At 61.1% G+C, this 17,900-nt stretch carries 14 protein-coding genes and 1 pseudogene; all 15 read left to right on the top strand.

The features are described from left to right. The first annotated feature begins 157 nt into the window (after positions 1 to 157). The 15 genes and pseudogenes from gtdA (at position 158) to PMI34_RS21265 (ending at position 17,883) form a co-directional block, all read left to right on the top strand. Positions 158 to 1,207, top strand: a complete 1,050-nt coding sequence (gene gtdA / locus PMI34_RS21200) for a gentisate 1,2-dioxygenase (RefSeq protein ID WP_008047651.1) — start codon at positions 158 to 160, stop codon at positions 1,205 to 1,207. A 30-nt stretch (positions 1,208 to 1,237) separates the two neighbouring features. Then, on the top strand, positions 1,238 to 1,936 hold the full coding sequence (locus tag PMI34_RS21205; RefSeq protein WP_008047650.1) for a fumarylacetoacetate hydrolase family protein: 699 nt from the start codon (positions 1,238 to 1,240) through the stop codon (positions 1,934 to 1,936). An 86-nt stretch (positions 1,937 to 2,022) separates the two neighbouring features. Beyond that, entirely contained in the window at positions 2,023 to 3,390 is a 1,368-nt protein-coding gene (locus PMI34_RS21210; protein ID WP_008047648.1) for an MFS transporter, read from the top strand. A 21-nt stretch (positions 3,391 to 3,411) separates the two neighbouring features. Continuing rightward, on the top strand, positions 3,412 to 4,050 hold the full coding sequence (gene maiA / locus PMI34_RS21215; protein WP_008047646.1) for a maleylacetoacetate isomerase: 639 nt from the start codon (positions 3,412 to 3,414) through the stop codon (positions 4,048 to 4,050). Positions 4,051 to 4,115: 65 nt separating this feature from the next. Beyond that, positions 4,116 to 5,315: a 3-hydroxybenzoate 6-monooxygenase gene (locus PMI34_RS21220; RefSeq protein WP_008047645.1), complete on the top strand. Its 1,200-nt coding sequence runs from the start codon at positions 4,116 to 4,118 to the stop codon at positions 5,313 to 5,315. A 382-nt stretch (positions 5,316 to 5,697) separates the two neighbouring features. Beyond that, a complete protein-coding gene (gene mhpB / locus PMI34_RS21225; RefSeq protein WP_008047644.1) occupies positions 5,698 to 6,642 on the top strand; it encodes a 3-carboxyethylcatechol 2,3-dioxygenase in 945 nt (314 codons plus the stop codon). A gap of 43 nt (positions 6,643 to 6,685) precedes the next feature. Beyond that, positions 6,686 to 7,555, top strand: a complete 870-nt coding sequence (locus PMI34_RS21230; RefSeq protein WP_008047642.1) for an alpha/beta fold hydrolase — start codon at positions 6,686 to 6,688, stop codon at positions 7,553 to 7,555. Between the two features lie 118 nt (positions 7,556 to 7,673). Continuing rightward, complete coding sequence (gene mhpD, locus PMI34_RS21235) at positions 7,674 to 8,480, top strand: 2-keto-4-pentenoate hydratase (protein ID WP_008047639.1); 807 nt, start codon at positions 7,674 to 7,676, stop codon at positions 8,478 to 8,480. A 32-nt stretch (positions 8,481 to 8,512) separates the two neighbouring features. Continuing rightward, complete coding sequence (locus tag PMI34_RS21240; protein ID WP_008047638.1) at positions 8,513 to 9,448, top strand: acetaldehyde dehydrogenase (acetylating); 936 nt, start codon at positions 8,513 to 8,515, stop codon at positions 9,446 to 9,448. Between the two features lie 10 nt (positions 9,449 to 9,458). Continuing rightward, a complete protein-coding gene (gene dmpG, locus PMI34_RS21245) occupies positions 9,459 to 10,478 on the top strand; it encodes a 4-hydroxy-2-oxovalerate aldolase (protein WP_008047637.1) in 1,020 nt (339 codons plus the stop codon). A 102-nt stretch (positions 10,479 to 10,580) separates the two neighbouring features. After that, positions 10,581 to 11,687: pseudogene (locus tag PMI34_RS29670) on the top strand (HAMP domain-containing protein); the annotation flags it as partial. 15 nt (positions 11,688 to 11,702) lie between these two features. Further along, positions 11,703 to 12,554: a methyl-accepting chemotaxis protein gene (locus tag PMI34_RS29665; RefSeq protein WP_443216119.1), complete on the top strand. Its 852-nt coding sequence runs from the start codon at positions 11,703 to 11,705 to the stop codon at positions 12,552 to 12,554. Positions 12,555 to 12,752: 198 nt separating this feature from the next. Then, a complete protein-coding gene (locus tag PMI34_RS21255; protein WP_008047635.1) occupies positions 12,753 to 13,802 on the top strand; it encodes a YCF48-related protein in 1,050 nt (349 codons plus the stop codon). A gap of 35 nt (positions 13,803 to 13,837) precedes the next feature. Then, positions 13,838 to 16,210, top strand: coding sequence for an efflux RND transporter permease subunit (locus PMI34_RS21260; RefSeq protein ID WP_008047634.1), 2,373 nt, complete (start codon positions 13,838 to 13,840; stop codon positions 16,208 to 16,210). A 65-nt stretch (positions 16,211 to 16,275) separates the two neighbouring features. Further along, a complete protein-coding gene (locus PMI34_RS21265) occupies positions 16,276 to 17,883 on the top strand; it encodes a DUF1302 family protein (RefSeq protein WP_008047633.1) in 1,608 nt (535 codons plus the stop codon). The last annotated feature ends 17 nt before the right edge of the window (positions 17,884 to 17,900 follow it).

Genomic DNA, 17,900 nt, shown 5'->3' with positions numbered 1-17,900 from the left:
TATTAGCATGGATTGATCGTAAAATAGCATTATTAGGATATGTGATGCTGCAGGATAATTCGTCGGGCAACGGTTTCTACCTCGCATGGAAACCGCTCTTCGAAGCGTTTACCCGACTAAAGGGTTTGACCTTCGGCTAACTCGCCAGGGTGTCCTGATGAATAACAAAATCAACGATGTGCGTGCCGATTTTTACCAGCGCATCGACAAGCATCATCTCTTCCCGCTTTGGGAGCAACTGCACAATCTGGTTCCCAAAGAGCCTGCCGATGCCTGTGTCGGTGCGTTATGGCGTTATCGGGAATTGCGTCCTTATCTGACTGAAGCGGGTCGTTTGATCTCGGCAGAAGAAGCGGTTCGTCGCGTTCTGGTCCTGGAGAATCCTGCCATCCGTGGCTCGGCTTCGATTACCTCGAGCCTGTACGCCGGACTGCAAATGATCCTGCCGGGTGAGATCGCCCCAAGTCACCGCCACAGTCAATCAGCGCTGCGCTTTGTCGTCGAAGGTCGCGGGGCGTTTACGGCAGTCGACGGCGAACGCACGACCATGGAGCCCGGCGACTTCATCATCACACCCTCCTGGACCTGGCATGACCATGGCAACCCGACTGAAGCCGAAGGCGGCGAGCCGGTGATCTGGCTCGACGGTCTGGACATTCCCATGGTGCGTTTTTTTGGCGCTGGATTCGCCGAAAACTACGAGGAGCCGGTTCAGCCACTGACCCGCCCCGAAGGCAACAGCTACGCGCGCTATGGCATGAATTTACTGCCGATGCGCCATGAATCCAGTTCGCGAACTTCGCCTGTATTCAACTACCCCTATGCCCGTACTCGCGAGGCGCTCGACATCCTGCTGCGCCAGGATCAGGTCGATCCGTGGGATGGGGTGAAGCTGCGCTACGTGAATCCGCTTACCGGCGGCTGGCCGATGCCGACCATTGCGACCTTCATGCAAATTCTGCCGCGAGGTTTCCGTGGTCAGACTTACCGCAATACCGATGCCACGGTTTTTTCGGTCGTGGAAGGCCGGGGCAGCGTCAATATCGCCGGACAGCGCCATGAGTTCGAAGCCCGCGACATCTTCGTTGTGCCGAGTTGGGCGGCGGTGAATTTTCAGACCGATGAAGACTGCGTGCTGTTCAGCTTCTCTGACCGACCGGTCCAGGAAGCGCTGGGCATTCTTCGCGAATCCCGTGAAACCCGTTAATCCCGAATTCGTTTCTATCAGGAGTCGAGCATGACTTACGTTGTCGAGCCTCAAGCGGTTACTGCACTGTCGATCAATGGCAGCACTGACACTTTTCCGGTGCGCCGGGTGTATTGCGTCGGCCGTAACTACGCCGCTCATGCGCGGGAAATGGGTTTTGATCCCGACCGCGAGCCGCCGTTCTTTTTCTGCAAACCGGCCGACTCCGTGGTGCCGGTGGCTTATTACCAGCCCTTGGAACTGCCTTATCCGGCTGAAACCAGCAACTATCACTACGAAATCGAGCTCGTTGTGGCCATTGGCAAGGCAGGTCGCGATATTCCGCTGGAGCAGGCCAACGACTATGTCTATGGCTACGCCGTTGGCCTGGACATGACCCGCCGTGACCTGCAGATGAAAATGCGCGAAATGGGCCGCCCTTGGGAAATCGGCAAGGCGTTCGATGCCTCGGCTCCGATCGGTCCATTGCACCCGGCCAGCCAGATTGGCCACCCGAGCAAGGCCGGTCTGTGGCTGCAGGTCAATGGCACTGACAAGCAACGCAGCGATATCGACAAGCTGATCTGGTCTGTCCCGGAAACCATTAGCTATCTCTCGCGCTTCTTCGAACTGCAGCCTGGCGACTTGATCATGACGGGTACACCGGAAGGTGTGGGCCCGGTGGTGGTCGGCGAGCGCATGACCGGTGGCGTAGAAGGCTTGGGCGAGATCCAGGTCGACGTCGTTTAACCCGCTCCGGGGCCGGCTCCACGCCGCCGGCCCCGGATTGAAGGCCAATACGTGGCCCGCATTGCGCGGGCCCGGAGGATTCGCTTATGTCTTCCACGGATAAAAATAATAGTGTGGATGTACAGGACTTCATCGACACCAGGCCGGTCAGCCCCTTTCAGTGGTTGGTTCTGGGCTTGTGCTTTCTGGTGACGGCCATCGATGGTCTGGACACTGCCGCCGTCGGTTTCATCGCCCCGGCCTTGCGCGACGAATGGGGTTTGACGCCTGCGCAACTCAACCCGGTACTGGGCGCTTCTTTGCTCGGCCTGATGCTGGGGGCTTTCATCGCAGGCCCCTTGGCTGACCGTTTCGGTCGCAAAACCATATTGCTGATTTCCGTTTTATTCTTCGGTGGGTGGAGCCTGGCCGCTTGTGCGTCACAAGATGTCCTGAGCCTGACCGCCATGCGCTTTCTTACCGGACTTGGCTTGGGTGGCGCCATGCCCAATGCGATCACCCTGACCTCCGAATACTGCCCGCAACGCCGTCGCTCGTTGATGGTCACCACCATGTTCTGCGGCTTCACCCTGGGGTCAGCGCTCGGGGGGGTAGTAGCCGCTCAGATGGTCCCAGTGTTCGGTTGGCGCAGCATGCTGTTTCTTGGCGGCTTGTTACCGCTGTTGTGTTTGCCATTTCTGTTTGTACTGTTGCCTGAGTCGGTGCGATTCCTGGTGCAGCGCTCGGCGCCTGCGGCGCGGATCAGCGCCATTTTGCAACGTATCTCGGCACAACCGCTGGCAAGCAACCTCAGCTATGAGATTCACGATGGAATCGGTGAATCCAACACTCGCCAGTCGCCGATCCACCAGATTCTCAGCGGTAGCCATCGCATGGGAACCCTGCTGCTGTGGAGTTCATTCTCCATGAGCTTGCTGATCATTTACATGATGACCAGTTGGCTGCCGATCCTGATCAAGGATACCGGCCTGCAGCTCAGCCAGGCAGCGCTGATCAGCGCCATGTTTCAGGTTGGCGGCACCGTGGGCGCTATTGTCCTGGGTGGGGCCATGGATCGCTGCAACCCATTCTGGGTGTTGGTCTGCGCCTACATCGCAGGCGCCTTCTGCCTGATGTCGATCGGTCTCTTCCATGATCGGTACATCCTGTTGGTTCTCGGGGTGTTCGGCATGGGCTTTTGCATCAGTGGATCGCAAGTCGGGGCCAATGCGCTGGCTGCCGGCTTCTACCCGACCACCATGCGTGCCACCGGGGTCAGCTGGGCCCATGGTGTCGGCCGCATCGGCGCGGTTCTCGGCACCCTCGGCGGTGGCTGGATGCTAGGCATGGGCATGGGTTTTAGCGGCGTCTTCACCCTCCTGATGGTGCCCGCCGTGCTGGCAAGCGCGGCGATATTTCTGATGGGCCTACGCTACAGCCGCTCGCTGCAGCAGACCTCAATCGTCGTTCATTGATCTGCCATAGGTACAGTCACTATGAAGCTCTACAGTTTCTTCAATAGCTCCACCTCTTACCGGGTGCGTATCGCGCTTGCGTTGAAGGAGCTGCCCTACGACTACCAGGGCATCAACCTGCGGGTCGGTCAACAGTACAGTTGCGAACATCGCGAGCGCAGTCCGATTGGCGGTGTGCCGGTGCTCGATGCCGATGGCGCTCTGTTGACCCAATCCCTGGCCATCATCGACTACCTCGACAGCCAGTACCCCGACCCACGGCTGATCCCGGCCGATGCTCTGCAGCGTGCCCTCGTGCTGGAAATCGCCAACCTGATCGGCTGCGATATCCATCCGATCAACAACGTACGGGTGCTCAATTATCTGCAGAACGTATTGGCCGTCACCGCTGAACAAAAGGCTGCCTGGTACAAACATTGGGTGGCCGAAGGTCTGGCCGCCGTCGAAGCACTGCTGCAACGCCATGGCAGCGGCAACTACTGCATGGGTGACGAGCCTGGCCTCGCCGACTGCTGCCTGATACCGCAAGTGGCCAATGCCGAGCGCATGGGCTGTGACCTTTCCTCTTACCCGCGGGTGATGGCGGTGTATCGCCATTGCCTGGAGCTGCCTGCATTTCTGGCTGCTGCACCTGCACGGCAGCCCGACTTCATTGCATAACTAATCGGCAGGCTTCGCTGCCCATCCATGCAGCCTGCTCAGCAACATATTTGGAGACCGGAATCATGACTGCACAAGATAAAAAACAGTCGGTTATCGTCGTCGGTGGAGGCATCGGTGGCCTCGCCGCTGCCCAGGCATTGACCCAGCAGGGTATTGCGGTACTGCTACTGGAGCAGGCTGACCATATCGGCGAGATCGGTGCCGGCATCCAGCTTGGCCCGAATGCCTATGCGGCGCTCGACGCTCTGGGAGCGGGCGAGGCCGCACGGAGTCGCTCGGTGTTCACTGATCATCTGATCATGATGGATGCAATCGATGCCCACGAAGTCGCTCGCATCGATGTCGGTGAAGCGTTCCGCAATCGCTTTGGCAACCCCTATGGAGTAATCCACCGTGTCGACATTCATCTGTCGATTCTTGAAGTGGTGCAAAACAACCCGCTGATTCAGTTCAAAACTTCGGTCTGCATTAAAAACCTAGAGCAGGACGCCGATGGCGTAACGCTGACCGACAGTCACGGCAATACCTACCGCGCCGATGCCGTGATCGGCTGCGACGGAGTGCGCTCGGTGGTTCGCGATGCGCTGCATGGCGAGCCGCCGCGTGTGACCGGGCACGTGGTGTACCGCGCGGTGGTCGAGGAAAAGGATATGCCTGAGGACTTGCGCGTCAACGCGCCGATGCTCTGGGCAGGCCCGCGTTGCCACCTGGTGCATTACCCGCTGCGTGGTGGCAAGCAATACAACCTGGTCGTCACCTTCCACAGCAAGGAACAGGAAGAGTGGGGCGTTACCGAAGGCAGCAAAGAGGAAGTACTGAGCTACTTCGAGGGTATTCACCCGCGTCCACGGCAAATGCTTGACCGTCCGTCCTCCTGGCGGCGCTGGGCCACGGCTGACCGCGACCCGGTGGAAAACTGGGGCGAAGGTCGTGTGACCATCCTCGGCGATGCCGCGCATCCCATGACCCAATACCTGGCCCAAGGCGCCTGCAGTGCACTGGAGGACGCCGTGGTACTGGGGCAGGCCGTCAAGCAATGCAACTTCGACCTGCAAGCTGCTTTCCGTCTGTACGAAACCATCCGTATCCCACGCACCGCCCGCATCCTCTGGTCAGCCCGTGAGATGGGACGCCTCTACCACGCCAAAGGTGTCGAGCGTCAGGTGCGCAACCAGCTATGGGAAGGACGTACGCAGGAGCAGTTCTACGACGCCATACAGTGGCTGTACGGCTGGAGCCTCGATAACTGCATGAAGCACTGATCCGCTTATCGACTTCGCCTAACGCAAGCGCGGTCCATTAAAAAATGGATCTCTGAAAAGAGGTCCATTTTTTTCGTCCAAAGAAAAGTCGTTCTTTGGCGCAGTTTTTTGCGCTGTCGGGATAACGGCGTAACCCATTGGAGCGCCGATGCCGGGAGAGCTTCCTATGATCGGGTCATGTCTATGGCGACGTATTGGGATCGCAGTTGGAAATGAGCACAGACGACCAGGTGTCTTGCCGGACGAAGTTTTTGCGTGAGATGCCAACCGACGAAACCAGAGCGCCAATCAAGGTTGGTTACTGATGTCTGCTACGGAGTTGATCGCTCATGAATGATGCGACGTACCGAGTCACCCTTTCGTGTAAGCAAGGTGGCCTGAAGTGAGTGCCTATCTGCAATGCCTGTCGCATACCCCACTGGTCGGTCATGTCGACCCGCTTCCAGCGGTTCTGGCCGAGGTCGATGGCGTGGTGGGCGACGCCCGGCAGCGGATCACACAGTTCGATCCGGAGCTGGTGATCCTGTTCGCACCGGATCACTACAACGGCTTTTTCTATGACGTGATGCCATCGTTCTGCATTGGCATGGCCGCCCATGCCATCGGTGACTTCGGCACCGCTGCCGGTCCGCTCAGTGTACCCAGAGATCTGGCCGAGGCCTGCGCCACGGCGGTACTCGATGCGGGTGTGGACACGGCCGTTTCCTACTGCATGCAGGTCGATCATGGCTTTGCCCAACCGCTGGAGTTGTTGCTTGGTGGGCTCGAGCGTTGCCCGGTAATCCCGGTCTTCGTCAACTCGGTGGCCATCCCGCTGCCGGGTTTCCAGCGGGCCCGCCTGTTCGGCGAGGCCATCGGGACTTTTGCCCGAACGCTGAATAAACGGGTCCTGTTCCTTGCATCCGGCGGTCTGTCGCATCAGCCACCGGTACCGGAGCTGGCCAAAGTGGATGCCCGCATGGCCGACCGGCTGATGGGCAGCGGCCGAAACCTGCCGGCCGATGAACGTGAAGCGCGCCAGCAGCGGGTCATCCTCGCGGCTCAACGCTTCATCGAAGACCCGAGCTCGCTGCACCCGCTCAACCCGGAATGGGATCAGCAGTTCCTCGACATTCTGGCCGAAGGGCGCCTTGCCGAACTGGACGGATTGGGCAATGCCGAGCTGTCTGCGCTCGCCGGTAAATCCACTCACGAAGTGAAAACCTGGGTGGCGGCTTTCGCCGCGCTCTCCGCCTTTGGTCCCTATCAGGCAAACGACCGTTACTACCGCCCGATTCCCGAATGGATCGCAGGCTTCGGCTCGCTCAGTGCCAAACCGTCGGTCTGAAGCGACTTCGTAATGCCATTCTCTGAACTCAAGGAGTTAGCCAATGAGAGAAACATCCCAAGCCCTGACCGAAGCGTCCAGCAGCAAGTTCGCTCGTATCAACGAAGGCGATCTTGAGCTGAACATCCATTACAACGACTGCGGCCAAGGCGCCGAGACAGTAGTGATGCTGCACGGTTCTGGTCCGGGCGCCAGCGGCTGGGCCAACTTCAACCGCAACATCGAGCCATTGGTCGAGGCCGGCTACCGGGTGATCCTCATGGATTGCCCTGGCTGGAGCAAGAGCGACTCCATCGTTTGCACCGGCTCACGCTCGGATCTTAATGCCCGTGTGCTGGAAGGCCTGCTCGATGTGCTGGGCCTTGAGCGAGTGCATATTCTCGGCAACTCCATGGGGGGGCACAGCGCTGTCGCCTTCGCTCTGGCCAACCCGAAGCGGGTCGGCAAACTGGTGCTGATGGGCGGCGGTACCGGTGGTGCGAGTTCGTTTGTGCCAATGCCGACTGAAGGCATCAAGTTGCTGCAGGGGCTGTACCGCGAGCCGACCGTCGAGAACCTGAAGAAGATGATGAACGTCTTTGTCTTCGACACCAGCGACCTCACTGAAGAGCTGTTCCAGACTCGCCTGGACAACATGCTGTCACGTCGGGACCACCTGGAAAATTTCGTCGAGAGCCATTCCATCAATCCGAAACAGTTCCCTGACTTCGGTCCGCGCCTGGGCGAAATCAAGGCGCAGACGTTGGTTATCTGGGGGCGTAACGATCGCTTCGTGCCGATGGACACCGGCCTGCGCCTGATCGCCGGCATCCCCAATTCCGAACTGCACGTGTTCAACAGCTGCGGCCACTGGGCGCAATGGGAGCACGCCGACACCTTCAACCGCATGGTGCTGGATTTCCTGAGCCGCTGATCGGGCACCTGGCGCTGGCGGACTTCGGTTCCTCCCACTCCAGCGCCAGGCATGCTCGATGCCCTCTTGGCAGGGTATCGGGCGAAGCTTGAGCAGCGCGCAATCTCTGAGGTGAGTTATGAGTGTTACCCAACAGACCCTGGATCAACTGGCCAGCGCCTTGCGCCAGGCCCAGGCCAGCGGTGAAGCGATCGAACCGCTGCGCGAGCAGATTGGCGAAAACAACGCCGAGGCCGCCTACACCATCCAGCGACTCAACGTCGCCCATGCCGTGGCCAGCGGTCGGCGTGTGGTCGGCCGCAAGATCGGCCTGACTAATCCCAAGGTGCAACGTCAATTGGGTGTGGATCAGCCGGACTTCGGCACTTTGTTCGCCGACATGTGCTACGGCGACAACCAGGTGGTGCCGTTCGCCAGTGTGCTGCAACCGAAGATCGAAGCCGAGATCGCGCTGATCCTGGAGCGCGACCTGCCAAGCCTCGACACCACGTTTGCCGACGTGATGACGGCCACCGGCTGGGTCATCCCGGCACTGGAAATCGTTGGCAGTCGGGTCCAGGGCTGGAACATCCGCTTCGTCGATACCGTGGCTGACAACGCCTCCAGTGGCTGCTTCGTGCTCGGCGGTCCAGCCCGTCGCCTGGAAGGCCTCGACCTGCGTCTGGCAAGCATGCGCATGACCCGCAACGGTGAAGAGGTTTCCAGCGGCAGCGGCGCCGAGTGTCTGGGCCATCCGCTCAATGCCGCGGTCTGGCTGGCTCGGACCATGGCGCGTTTGGGTGAACCGCTCAAGGCCGGCGACATCATTCTCACTGGCGCGCTGGGGCCGATGGTACCGGTAGTAGCGGGTGATCGATTCGAGGCCGAGATCGAAGGTATCGGCCGTGTCGGTGTGGACTTCAAGGTAGAGAGTAGCGCCGAGTGATCGGCGACTTGCGTGCACAAAAGGTAAACACCATGAAAAAACTCAAAGTCGCCATCGTCGGCTCCGGCAACATCGGCACCGATCTGATGATCAAAATCCTGCGTAACGCCAGGTATCTGGAAATGGCGGTCATGGTCGGTATCGACCCGGCCTCCGACGGCTTGGCCCGTGCTCAACGTATGGGTGTGGCCACGACCCATGAAGGCGTTGAGGGCCTGACCCGCATGGACGTGTTCAAGGACATCGACTTCGTTTTCGATGCCACCTCGGCCGGCGCTCACGTGAAGAACGATGCGTTTCTGCGCTCGATCAAACCCGGCATCCGCCTGATCGACCTGACACCCGCCGCCATCGGCCCGTACTGTGTGCCAGTGGTCAACCTGGAACAGAACCTCTACCAGTTCAACGTCAACATGGTCACCTGCGGCGGTCAGGCAACCATCCCGATGGTCGCGGCGGTATCGCGCGTGGCCAAGGTGCATTACGCCGAGATCATCGCCTCGATCGCCAGCAAATCCGCCGGCCCCGGCACCCGCGCCAATATTGACGAGTTCACCGAGACCACCTCCAGGGCCATTGAATTGATCGGCGGCGCGGCCAAGGGTAAGGCGATCATCATCATGAACCCGGCCGAGCCGCCACTGATGATGCGCGACACGGTGTTCGTGCTGTCCGAGGCGGCCGACCAAGCCAAGGTCGAGACCTCCATCGAAGAGATGGCCGCCGCCGTGCAGGCCTATGTGCCGGGCTATCGTTTGAAGCAGAAGGTCCAGTTCGACGTCATCCCTGAAGACGCACCACTGAACATTCCTGGCCTCGGCAAATTCTCGGGCCTCAAGACCTCGGTGTTCCTCGAAGTCGAAGGTGCCGCCCATTACCTGCCGGCCTACGCCGGCAATCTCGACATCATGACCTCCGCTGCCTTGGCCACTGCCGAGCGCATGGCGCAGTCGATGCAACAGGCCTGAGGAGAATTTCATGAACGGTAAAAAACTCTACATCTCCGACGTCACCCTGCGCGATGGCAGCCACGCCATCCGTCACCAGTACTCGATTCAGAACGTTCAAGACATCGCCCGTGCCCTGGACAAGGCCAGGGTCGACTCGATCGAAGTCGCCCACGGTGACGGTCTGCAAGGCTCGAGCTTCAACTACGGCTTCGCGGCGCACACCGATCTGGAATGGATCGAGGCCGCCGCCGACGTGATCAGTCACGCCAAAATCACCACCCTGTTGTTGCCCGGTATCGGCACCGTGCATGACCTGAAAGCAGCCTACAACGCCGGTGCCCGGGTGGTGCGCATCGCCACCCATTGCACCGAGGCCGATGTCTCGAAACAGCACATCGAATACGCCCGCGAGCTGGGCATGGATACCGTCGGTTTCCTGATGATGAGCCACATGATCCCGGCCGAGCAGTTGGCCGCCCAGGCAAAGCTGATGGAGAGCTACGGCGCGACGTGCGTGTACATGGCCGATTCCGGTGGTGCGATGAACATGCAGGACGTGCGCGAGCGTTTCCGTGCGTTCAAGGCGGTGCTCAAGCCGGAAACCGAAACCGGCATGCACGCGCACCATAACCTGAGCCTCGGTGTGGCCAACTCGATCACAGCGGTGGAGGAGGGCTGCGACCGTATCGATGCCAGCCTGGCCGGGATGGGCGCCGGTGCCGGCAACGCGCCGCTGGAGGTGTTCATCGCCGCTGCCGAGCGCCTCGGCTGGAACCTCGGCACCGACCTCTACACCTTGCTTGATGCCGCCGACGACATCGTTCGCCCGCTGCAGGACCGGCCGGTGCGGGTGGATCGCGAAACCCTGGCGCTGGGTTACGCCGGGGTCTATTCGAGCTTCCTGCGCCACGCTGAAATCGCCGCCGCCAAGTACGGCCTCAAGACCCTCGACATCCTCGTCGAGCTGGGCAAGCGGCGCATGGTCGGCGGTCAGGAAGACATGATCGTCGATGTTGCGCTGGACTTGCTGACCACCACCAGGTCCTGATCCGGGTACTGGTTCCCCCGGCGGGCAGTCGCTCGCCGGTGGGTCATCGCAAGCGTGTTGGCCAGGGACTCTCGGCCTGGCCGCCCTCTACAGGAGTTCGTCATGCTGGCCAACCTGTCCCTGAAGAACAAACTACTGTTCACCATCCTGCCGCTGACGCTGCTGATCTATCTGGCGACGATACTGTTGGTCTACCAGTCGAGTCGCACCTCTACCGAGGCACTGGCAGAAGTCGCGGTGGACGCCATCGTCCATCAACAAGCCGCCGAGATTGCCGCCTGGTTTGACAGCGCGCTGCAAGGCGTGCGGACCAGTGCTGACCTGCTGTCGCGGGAAATAGTCGACGGCAAGCTGGTGGACAGCCGCATCGCTGATCAGTTGCTCGAATCGTTGTTGCAGAACAGCCCGCAGGCAAGCGCCGCCTGGTGGTTACCAGCGCAAACCGGCGACACGCTGTATTGGCTGCGTGGCGAGCAGGGCGTGCAGCCGGCCCCGGGCGCCTCGCGTGAGGCGGTACGCGAGGCGCTGGGAACTATGGGTGGCGAGCGCGAAAGTGTCGCGCCGCCGCGTGCGTTACCTGGCCTTTCTGCATCGCGACCGGTGATCCTCGCGCAAGTGCCGGTGCGCGTGAACGGGCAGTTGATCGGCATACTGGGTTTGGGCCTGGATGCCGATCAACTGCAGCGGCGAGTCGCCCGACTGCGCCCTTTGGATGTAGGTCTGGCGGCGCTGACTGCCTTTGATACGACGCTGGTCGCTCATCCTGATCCGACGCGTGTGGGCCGCCGTTCGGCCGATACCGAAGCGGATTTTCTGGGCGACCACTTGCAGTCGATGATCGACGCGGTGCGCAATGGCAAGTCCCTGTCCCTGCGCTTCGTCTCGCCAGCGATGCGCGAAGAAGTCTTCATGCTCGCGGTGCCGGTCGTCATTGGCAATACCGCTACACCCTGGTCGTTCGGAGTCGCCCTGCCCAGTGCGGCGGTGCTCGGTGGCGTCAAGACCCTCGCGATCGAGATGCTCATTCTCGGCAGCGTCGCCGTGCTGCTGGTCGGTGGTCTGATCCTGTTGCTTGGCCAAGCCATGGCGCGACCGCTGAATGCAGTGGTGCAGGCCATTGCGCAGTTGGCCTCGGGCGAGGCGGACCTGCGGTCGCGCCTGCCGGTCAAGGGGCGCGACGAGCTGGCAACCCTGGCGCGTGAACTCAATGGCTTCCTTGGCACCATGGCCGACCTGGTGGGAGAGATCAAAGGCAACAGCGAGTCCCTGCAACAGACCTCCACCAGCCTGCAGCAGGAAAGCCAGTCCACCGGCGTCGTGGTCGATACCCAGCGAGATGAGATCGGTCAGCTGGCCACCGCTATGCAGCAGATGGCCGTGACCGTAGAGGAGGTGGCCGCCAATGCTGTTCAGGCGGCGCAGGCCACCCAAGAGGGCGATATGGCGGTGGCGCAGGGGCAGGCCACGGTGGCCCGGTTAAGCAGCGCCATCGTCGAGGATGCGCAGATGCTCGGACAGATTTCCCGGCTGACCGGACAACTGGACCAAGCCAGCCAGGCCATTGGCGTAGTGGTGGCGGTGATCCGTGATATAGCCGAGCAAACCAACCTGCTGGCACTCAATGCGGCGATCGAGTCGGCGCGGGCCGGCGAGCAGGGCCGTGGTTTCGCCGTCGTTGCCGACGAAGTGCGCGCCCTGGCGCGGCGCACGCACAGCTCGACCGAGGAAGTCGGCAAGAGCATCGGCATGATCCAGGACAGCACGCGCAGTGTGGTGGCGATGGTCCAGAAGAGCCGCGACACCTCGCAGGCAAATGTTGTCAACGCGCGTGAGGCCGGCATGGCACTGCAGCGCATCACCGAAATGATTGGCCAGGTGCGCGACATGAGCCGACAGATTGCCACGGCTACCGAGCAGCAGGCCACCACCAGTGAACAGCTGTCGAAAAGCCTGGTGAGCATCGCCAGTTCCGCGCAAAGCGCTTCACAGAGTGCTGGCCAGGTTCACCAGCGCAGTCACCACCTGCAGACCTTGGCGGGCCGCCTTGACGGTTTGGTGAGCCGTTTTCGACTGTGATTCGCGTCTGCGGTGTATGGCGGACCGGTAACGGTTCGCAGCGCGCCCGTCGCTCCGAAAAATGCCCGCATCGACATTAATCGGCGCCCAAGGGACAAGTCAGGCAGTGCCGGGATAGTCCCCTGTTCGGCCATGACTTTAGAGTCGAACTGCCTCAGTCGTCAGCCATAGACGACGCTAACCCGGCGGAATCGACCCATGTCAAAACTTATAAAAATCGATCAAACCACGGCCTTGCCGGTGTCGCCCGCGACCCTCGGTCAACGTGCCCTGCATGCCCTGATGGCGGTGCTTCCGTGGGCGATCATCGGCGGCCTGCTGTGGGCCGGTCTGTTCATCAAACCGCAGCCGGTGGGCGCCACGGTGACGCCGCCGCTGCTCGAGCGACGGGACCATTTCTACGGTCTGGCCCTGACCCCGGACGGTGAAGTCTGGGCCAGCGGCTCGAATGGCAAGATCCTCGCCTTCGCTGCGGACGGCCAGTTACGCCACCTGGCCACGCCAACCGAGCGCACTCTGCAGGACATCGCCGTATGGGACAGCAGCCATGCAGTGGCGGTCGGCAACGACGGTGTTGTGCTGTTCAGCCTGGATGGCGGTCGTCTCTGGCAAGCGGTGGCCAATGTGCCGCGTTCGCAGATCGCCAACAAGCTCAACCGCGTGCGTATCGCTGCGGGCGGCCTGGCCATTGCCACCGGCGAGATGGGTGCATTGCTGATCAGCCATGACTATGGCCAGAGCTGGCTGCGCTTGCGCGATGAAGAAGACGTGGCCTGGAACGATGTGGCCATCCTCGATGGCGGTCGGCTGGTGGTGGTCGGCGAGTTCGGCCGCATCCTGCGCAGCGATGACCTCGGTCAGCACTGGGAAGCAATCGAAGCGCCGCTGCCCAGCTCGCTTATGTCGGTGCAGTTTCGCGATGCACAGAATGGCGTGGCGGTCGGCCTGGAAGGTGCGCTGCTGGTGACCAGCGATGCTGGTCGGCATTGGCAGAACATCGACCTGGGCATAGGCGATCACCTGTTCGACGTGCTGTGGAACTCAACCCAGGCTCGCTGGTTCGCCACCGGCTCGCTGGGGCGTTGGGTAAGCGGCAGCGGCGAGGCCGACAGCTGGAAGGTCGGCGTTCTGGATGACCGCAACCTGTCCTGGCACACCCGTGCCCTGGCCGTCGGCAACGATCTCTGGCTGGCCGGCGCCGACCTTGGTCGCTGGAACGGCCGGCGCTGGTCGCCTCTGAAACCCTGATCCCTGTCATGGCCCACTTCATCCGAGAAAACAGCATGATCGAACATATTGCCGAATTCTGTATCCGCCGGCGCGCCTGGGTGGCTGGTGTGCTGCTCGCACTGACCCTGACGCTGGGCTGGTTCGCCCTGCACATCGAAGTCCGCACGGTATTCGAGGACATGCTGCCGTCGCGTCACGAATACGTGCAGACCCACGAGAAATTCAAAGACACCTTCGGCGGCTCGAACATGGTCACCATCATGTTTGAGGTCGAGCAGGGCGATATCTTCCGCACCGACGTGCTCGATAAGGTGCGCAATGTCACCCTTGGACTGCGCGAAGTCTCAGCGGTCAACCCCTACCAGATCACCTCTCTGGCCTCGAAGAAGCTCAAAGAGGTACGTGCCTCCACCGTTGGCATCGAGAGTCGCCCGCTGATGTGGCCGGACCTGCCGGCCAACGCCGGGGCGATGGCCGAGCTGAAGCAGGCGGTACTGCGTAACCCGCTGGTGTATGGCCCGTATGTGTCCAAGGACCTGCAGGCGACCCTGATCACCGTCGACTTCATCGACCAACAGGTCGACTACGCCAAGGTGTTCAGCGAAATCCGCGGTCTGATCGCCAAGGTCGACGATGGCAGCGTGAAAATTCGCGTGGCCGGCGACCCGATCCTTTACGGGTGGGTTGGCCATTACTTGCCGCAAACCCTGCAATTGGTGATCGGCGCCCTGACGCTGACCCTGATCCTGCTCTTCGTTCTCCTGCGTACCTGGCGTGGCGTCAGCCTGCCGTTGCTCGCCGGCGCGGTCAGTGCGCTGTGGGCGCTGGGCATCTGTCGTCTGCTGGGCATCAACTTCGAGCCGCTGGTCATTGTCGTGGCGATGCTGATCACCTCGCGGGCGGTGTCGCACTCGGTGCAGATCGTCAACCGTTTCGACGACGAAATCGAGCTGCTTGCACCCGGTGCCGATATCTCCCGCATCGCCGCCCGGGTCGCTCTGGCGGATCTGTTCCGCCCTGGCATGCTCGGGGTGATTGCCGATGCTGCCTGTATGGCGGTGGTCGCACTCAGTCCGATTCCGATGCTGCAGAAACTCACTGTGCTGTCGGTGGTCTGGGTGTCGACGCTGACCATCAGCGCGGTGATCCTCACCCCGGTGCTGCTGTCTTTCATCCGCAAGCCGCACGGCACCGCGCACCCGATCAACTGCTTGCCGGTACTACGCAAGGTGCTCGACCTGAGTGTTTGGGTCAGCCTGTCGAAAGCCCGTTACTGGGTGCTCGGTGGCAGCCTGCTGGTGGTGCTCAGTGCCGGCGTGTACTCGCTGAACCTGAAGATCGGCGACGCCAACCCCGGTTCGCCGATCCTCTGGCCGAACTCGCCATACAACCTCGACTCTGCTGCGATCAACGCCCGCTTTGATGGGGTCGACCGGATGTTCGTGGTGCTCGGCGAGGACGGCCATGCCGGTCTGGTCAAGCGCAATGACGCGCTGAAGGCGATGAACAGCTTCCAGCGTTTCATGGAAGCGCAACCGGAGATCGGCGGCTCGGTCTCGATCTCCGACGTGCTGCCGCTGGTCAACAGCAGCCTGCGCGAAGGCAACCCACGCTACCTCGAATTGGCCGATAGCGAGGGCATCAACGGCAGCCTGATGGCCATGCTCGACTCGATTTCCGAGCCGGGCGATACCTCGCGATTTGCCGATGACCAGTACGCAAACGGCTCAGTGACACTGATGTTCCGCGATCGTCAGGGCGAGACCATCCGGACCGCCGTGGAGCGGATCAAGGAGTTCATCGCCAGCCATCCGCTCAGTGAAGGTCACTGGCAACTCGCGGGCGGCCTGGTCGGTGTGATGGCGGCGATCAACGAAATCATCCTGTCCAGCCAGATCGAGGCCATCGCCCTTGCCCTGCTGGTACTCGCCGTTCTCTGCACCTTGGTCTACCGCTCCAGCATGGCCGGCATGCTGTTCATGGTCCCGGTGATCATCTCCAACATGCTGACCTTCGCCTTCATGACCTGGAAGGGCATCGGCATGAACATCAACACCGTACCGGTGGCTGCGCTCGGCATTGGTCTGGGTGTGGACTACGCGTTCTACATCGCCGACCGGATCAAGGAAGAAGTCGCCGCTGGCGCCAGTGCCGAGGAGGCGGTCCGCAGAGCTCTGCATTCGGCCGGTATGGGTGTGATCGTCACAGCCAGCGTGCTGATTCTCAGCACGCTGCTGTGGTGGATGTCGTCGCTGCGCTTCCAGGCGGAAATGGGCCTGCTCATGGCCATCTGGCTGAGTGCCTCGGCGTTCTGCGCGTTATTCGTCATGCCATCGCTGATCTATGTGTGCCGCCCGCGCTTCATCTTTGGCGAGCGGTCACAGGCATCGGTCGCTGCACCCGCTTCGGCGTGTCAGCTGAGCTGAGACGAGATTCCCAAAACAACAACAACCAACGGTTCCTCGCTGCCACCATCTCTTGGGGAGACATCATGAGTAAACACCGCAACCCGGGCGCACACATGCGCGCACCGATCGACAAACTCGCTTTAGCGATCGCGCTGAGTACGCTGGCCATGCCACTGCTGGCTGAGGACAGCTTCAAATACGATGGTTATCTGCGCGAAGAGCTGTCGTGGAACGCCAAGAACTGGGAGGACACACCGAACTACAACGACAAGGGCAAACTGTCGATGGCGCGCAGCACCGCGCGGCTCAATCTGGATTGGCAGGCCACCGACAAGGTCTCGGTCGTCGCCAAGCTGCGTGCCTCGCGTGAGGTCAAGACCGGCTTCCTCGAACATCTGGAGGACATGGGCGCGAACAACTACCACCACGCCGATGGCCAAGGCGACATCATGGATCTCTACAACAAGCAGGAGATCCGTGAGCTGTACGTCGACTTCCCGGTTGGCGAGCGCACCTCGTTCCGTATCGGCAAGCAGCAGATCGCCTGGGGCGAAACCGATTTCTTCGCCGCCAACGATCTGGTGCATGGCTTCGACTACACCTGGCGCAGCTTCCTCGAGCCAGCCAACGAGGAGCTGCGCAAGACCAACAACATCATCAAGATGAATGTCGATGTGCCCGAGCTGGACGGTGGCCTGGAAGTCTTCGTCCGCCCTGGCCTGGATCGCAAAGAGGACATCGGCACCGAGATCGACATCTATGGCGGACGCTGGTCGAGCCAACCCTATGCCGGTGTCGATTTTCGCAACATTGACCCGTACAACTTTGAAAACGACGAGGGCGACTACCGCGATTTCACCGGTGGCTTGCGCTGGAGCGGTATGGTTGGCGACACCAACTACTCGTTGTCGTACCTGAAGACCTTCTACAACTCGCCGATCCTCAATGCGTCGAACAACCTCGCCATCATCGGCCAGCCGAACACGCCGTCCGGCGCGGTCACCCATGGCACCGACCAGACGCGTGGCGTCGCCGGCGAAGTGATCTATCCGATCGTCGATATCTTCGGTTTCAGCGCCAGCCGCTACTCAGAACTGGCCGATGCGGTGCTCAGCACCGAGGTGGCCTACATCAAGGATGCGCCTTACCAGATCGAACTCTCCACGCCAACGCTGATCAGCCAGATCGTTGCGCCCGGCTTCGACGGTTTCACCCGCAAGGACGTGGTTGCCATGATGCTTCGCATGGACAAGAACATCGCTGCCACCCAGACCCTGCTGGGCACGGAAAAGCCAATGTTCTTCTCGGTGCAGTTGTTCGACAAATGGGTACAGAACTTCGACAAGGACGATCAGCTGCTCTACAGCGTCGGCTGGGGCGGCAAGGTCAAGGAACACTCGGTCCTCGCCACTACCATCTTCGACCTCAGCTACGGCAGCGGCCGCATCCACCCGAACCTGGTACTGGGCGCCGACCTGAGCAACGGCGGCGGCTTCGCCGTGCCGTCGGTGACATTCGAACTGACCAGCAAATGGCGCTGGAAGGTCGAGTACGACGCCTTTTGGGACGACGCGTCGCGCAACAGTGACAAGTGCACTGCGCCGAACGCCGCGACCTGTGACAGCACCACCATGTTCGGTTACTTCCACAACCGCGATCAGCTGTACACCAGCCTGACCTACCTCTTCTGAGCCACACCGGAGATTTT

It is taken from the genome of Pseudomonas sp. GM74 (genome assembly GCF_000282455.1).
In the GTDB taxonomy this organism is placed as follows: domain Bacteria; phylum Pseudomonadota; class Gammaproteobacteria; order Pseudomonadales; family Pseudomonadaceae; genus Aquipseudomonas.
The sequence above is the reverse complement of the archived record's forward strand: the minus strand, read 5'-3'. Positions and strand labels throughout refer to the sequence as shown.

Excerpts from the sequence above, each read along its gene's own strand:
- gtdA (WP_008047651.1), top strand. The coding sequence starts at position 158 with ATGAATAACAAAATCAACGATGTGCGTGCCGATTTTTACCAGCGCATC.
- PMI34_RS21205 (WP_008047650.1), top strand. The coding sequence starts at position 1,238 with ATGACTTACGTTGTCGAGCCTCAAGCGGTTACTGCACTGTCGATCAAT.
- PMI34_RS21210 (WP_008047648.1), top strand. The coding sequence starts at position 2,023 with ATGTCTTCCACGGATAAAAATAATAGTGTGGATGTACAGGACTTCATC.
- maiA (WP_008047646.1), top strand. The coding sequence starts at position 3,412 with ATGAAGCTCTACAGTTTCTTCAATAGCTCCACCTCTTACCGGGTGCGT.
- PMI34_RS21220 (WP_008047645.1), top strand. The coding sequence starts at position 4,116 with ATGACTGCACAAGATAAAAAACAGTCGGTTATCGTCGTCGGTGGAGGC.
- PMI34_RS21230 (WP_008047642.1), top strand. The coding sequence starts at position 6,686 with ATGAGAGAAACATCCCAAGCCCTGACCGAAGCGTCCAGCAGCAAGTTC.
- mhpD (WP_008047639.1), top strand. The coding sequence starts at position 7,674 with ATGAGTGTTACCCAACAGACCCTGGATCAACTGGCCAGCGCCTTGCGC.
- PMI34_RS21240 (WP_008047638.1), top strand. The coding sequence starts at position 8,513 with ATGAAAAAACTCAAAGTCGCCATCGTCGGCTCCGGCAACATCGGCACC.
- dmpG (WP_008047637.1), top strand. The coding sequence starts at position 9,459 with ATGAACGGTAAAAAACTCTACATCTCCGACGTCACCCTGCGCGATGGC.
- PMI34_RS29665 (WP_443216119.1), top strand. The coding sequence starts at position 11,703 with ATGGCCGACCTGGTGGGAGAGATCAAAGGCAACAGCGAGTCCCTGCAA.
- PMI34_RS21255 (WP_008047635.1), top strand. The coding sequence starts at position 12,753 with ATGTCAAAACTTATAAAAATCGATCAAACCACGGCCTTGCCGGTGTCG.
- PMI34_RS21260 (WP_008047634.1), top strand. The coding sequence starts at position 13,838 with ATGATCGAACATATTGCCGAATTCTGTATCCGCCGGCGCGCCTGGGTG.
- PMI34_RS21265 (WP_008047633.1), top strand. The coding sequence starts at position 16,276 with ATGAGTAAACACCGCAACCCGGGCGCACACATGCGCGCACCGATCGAC.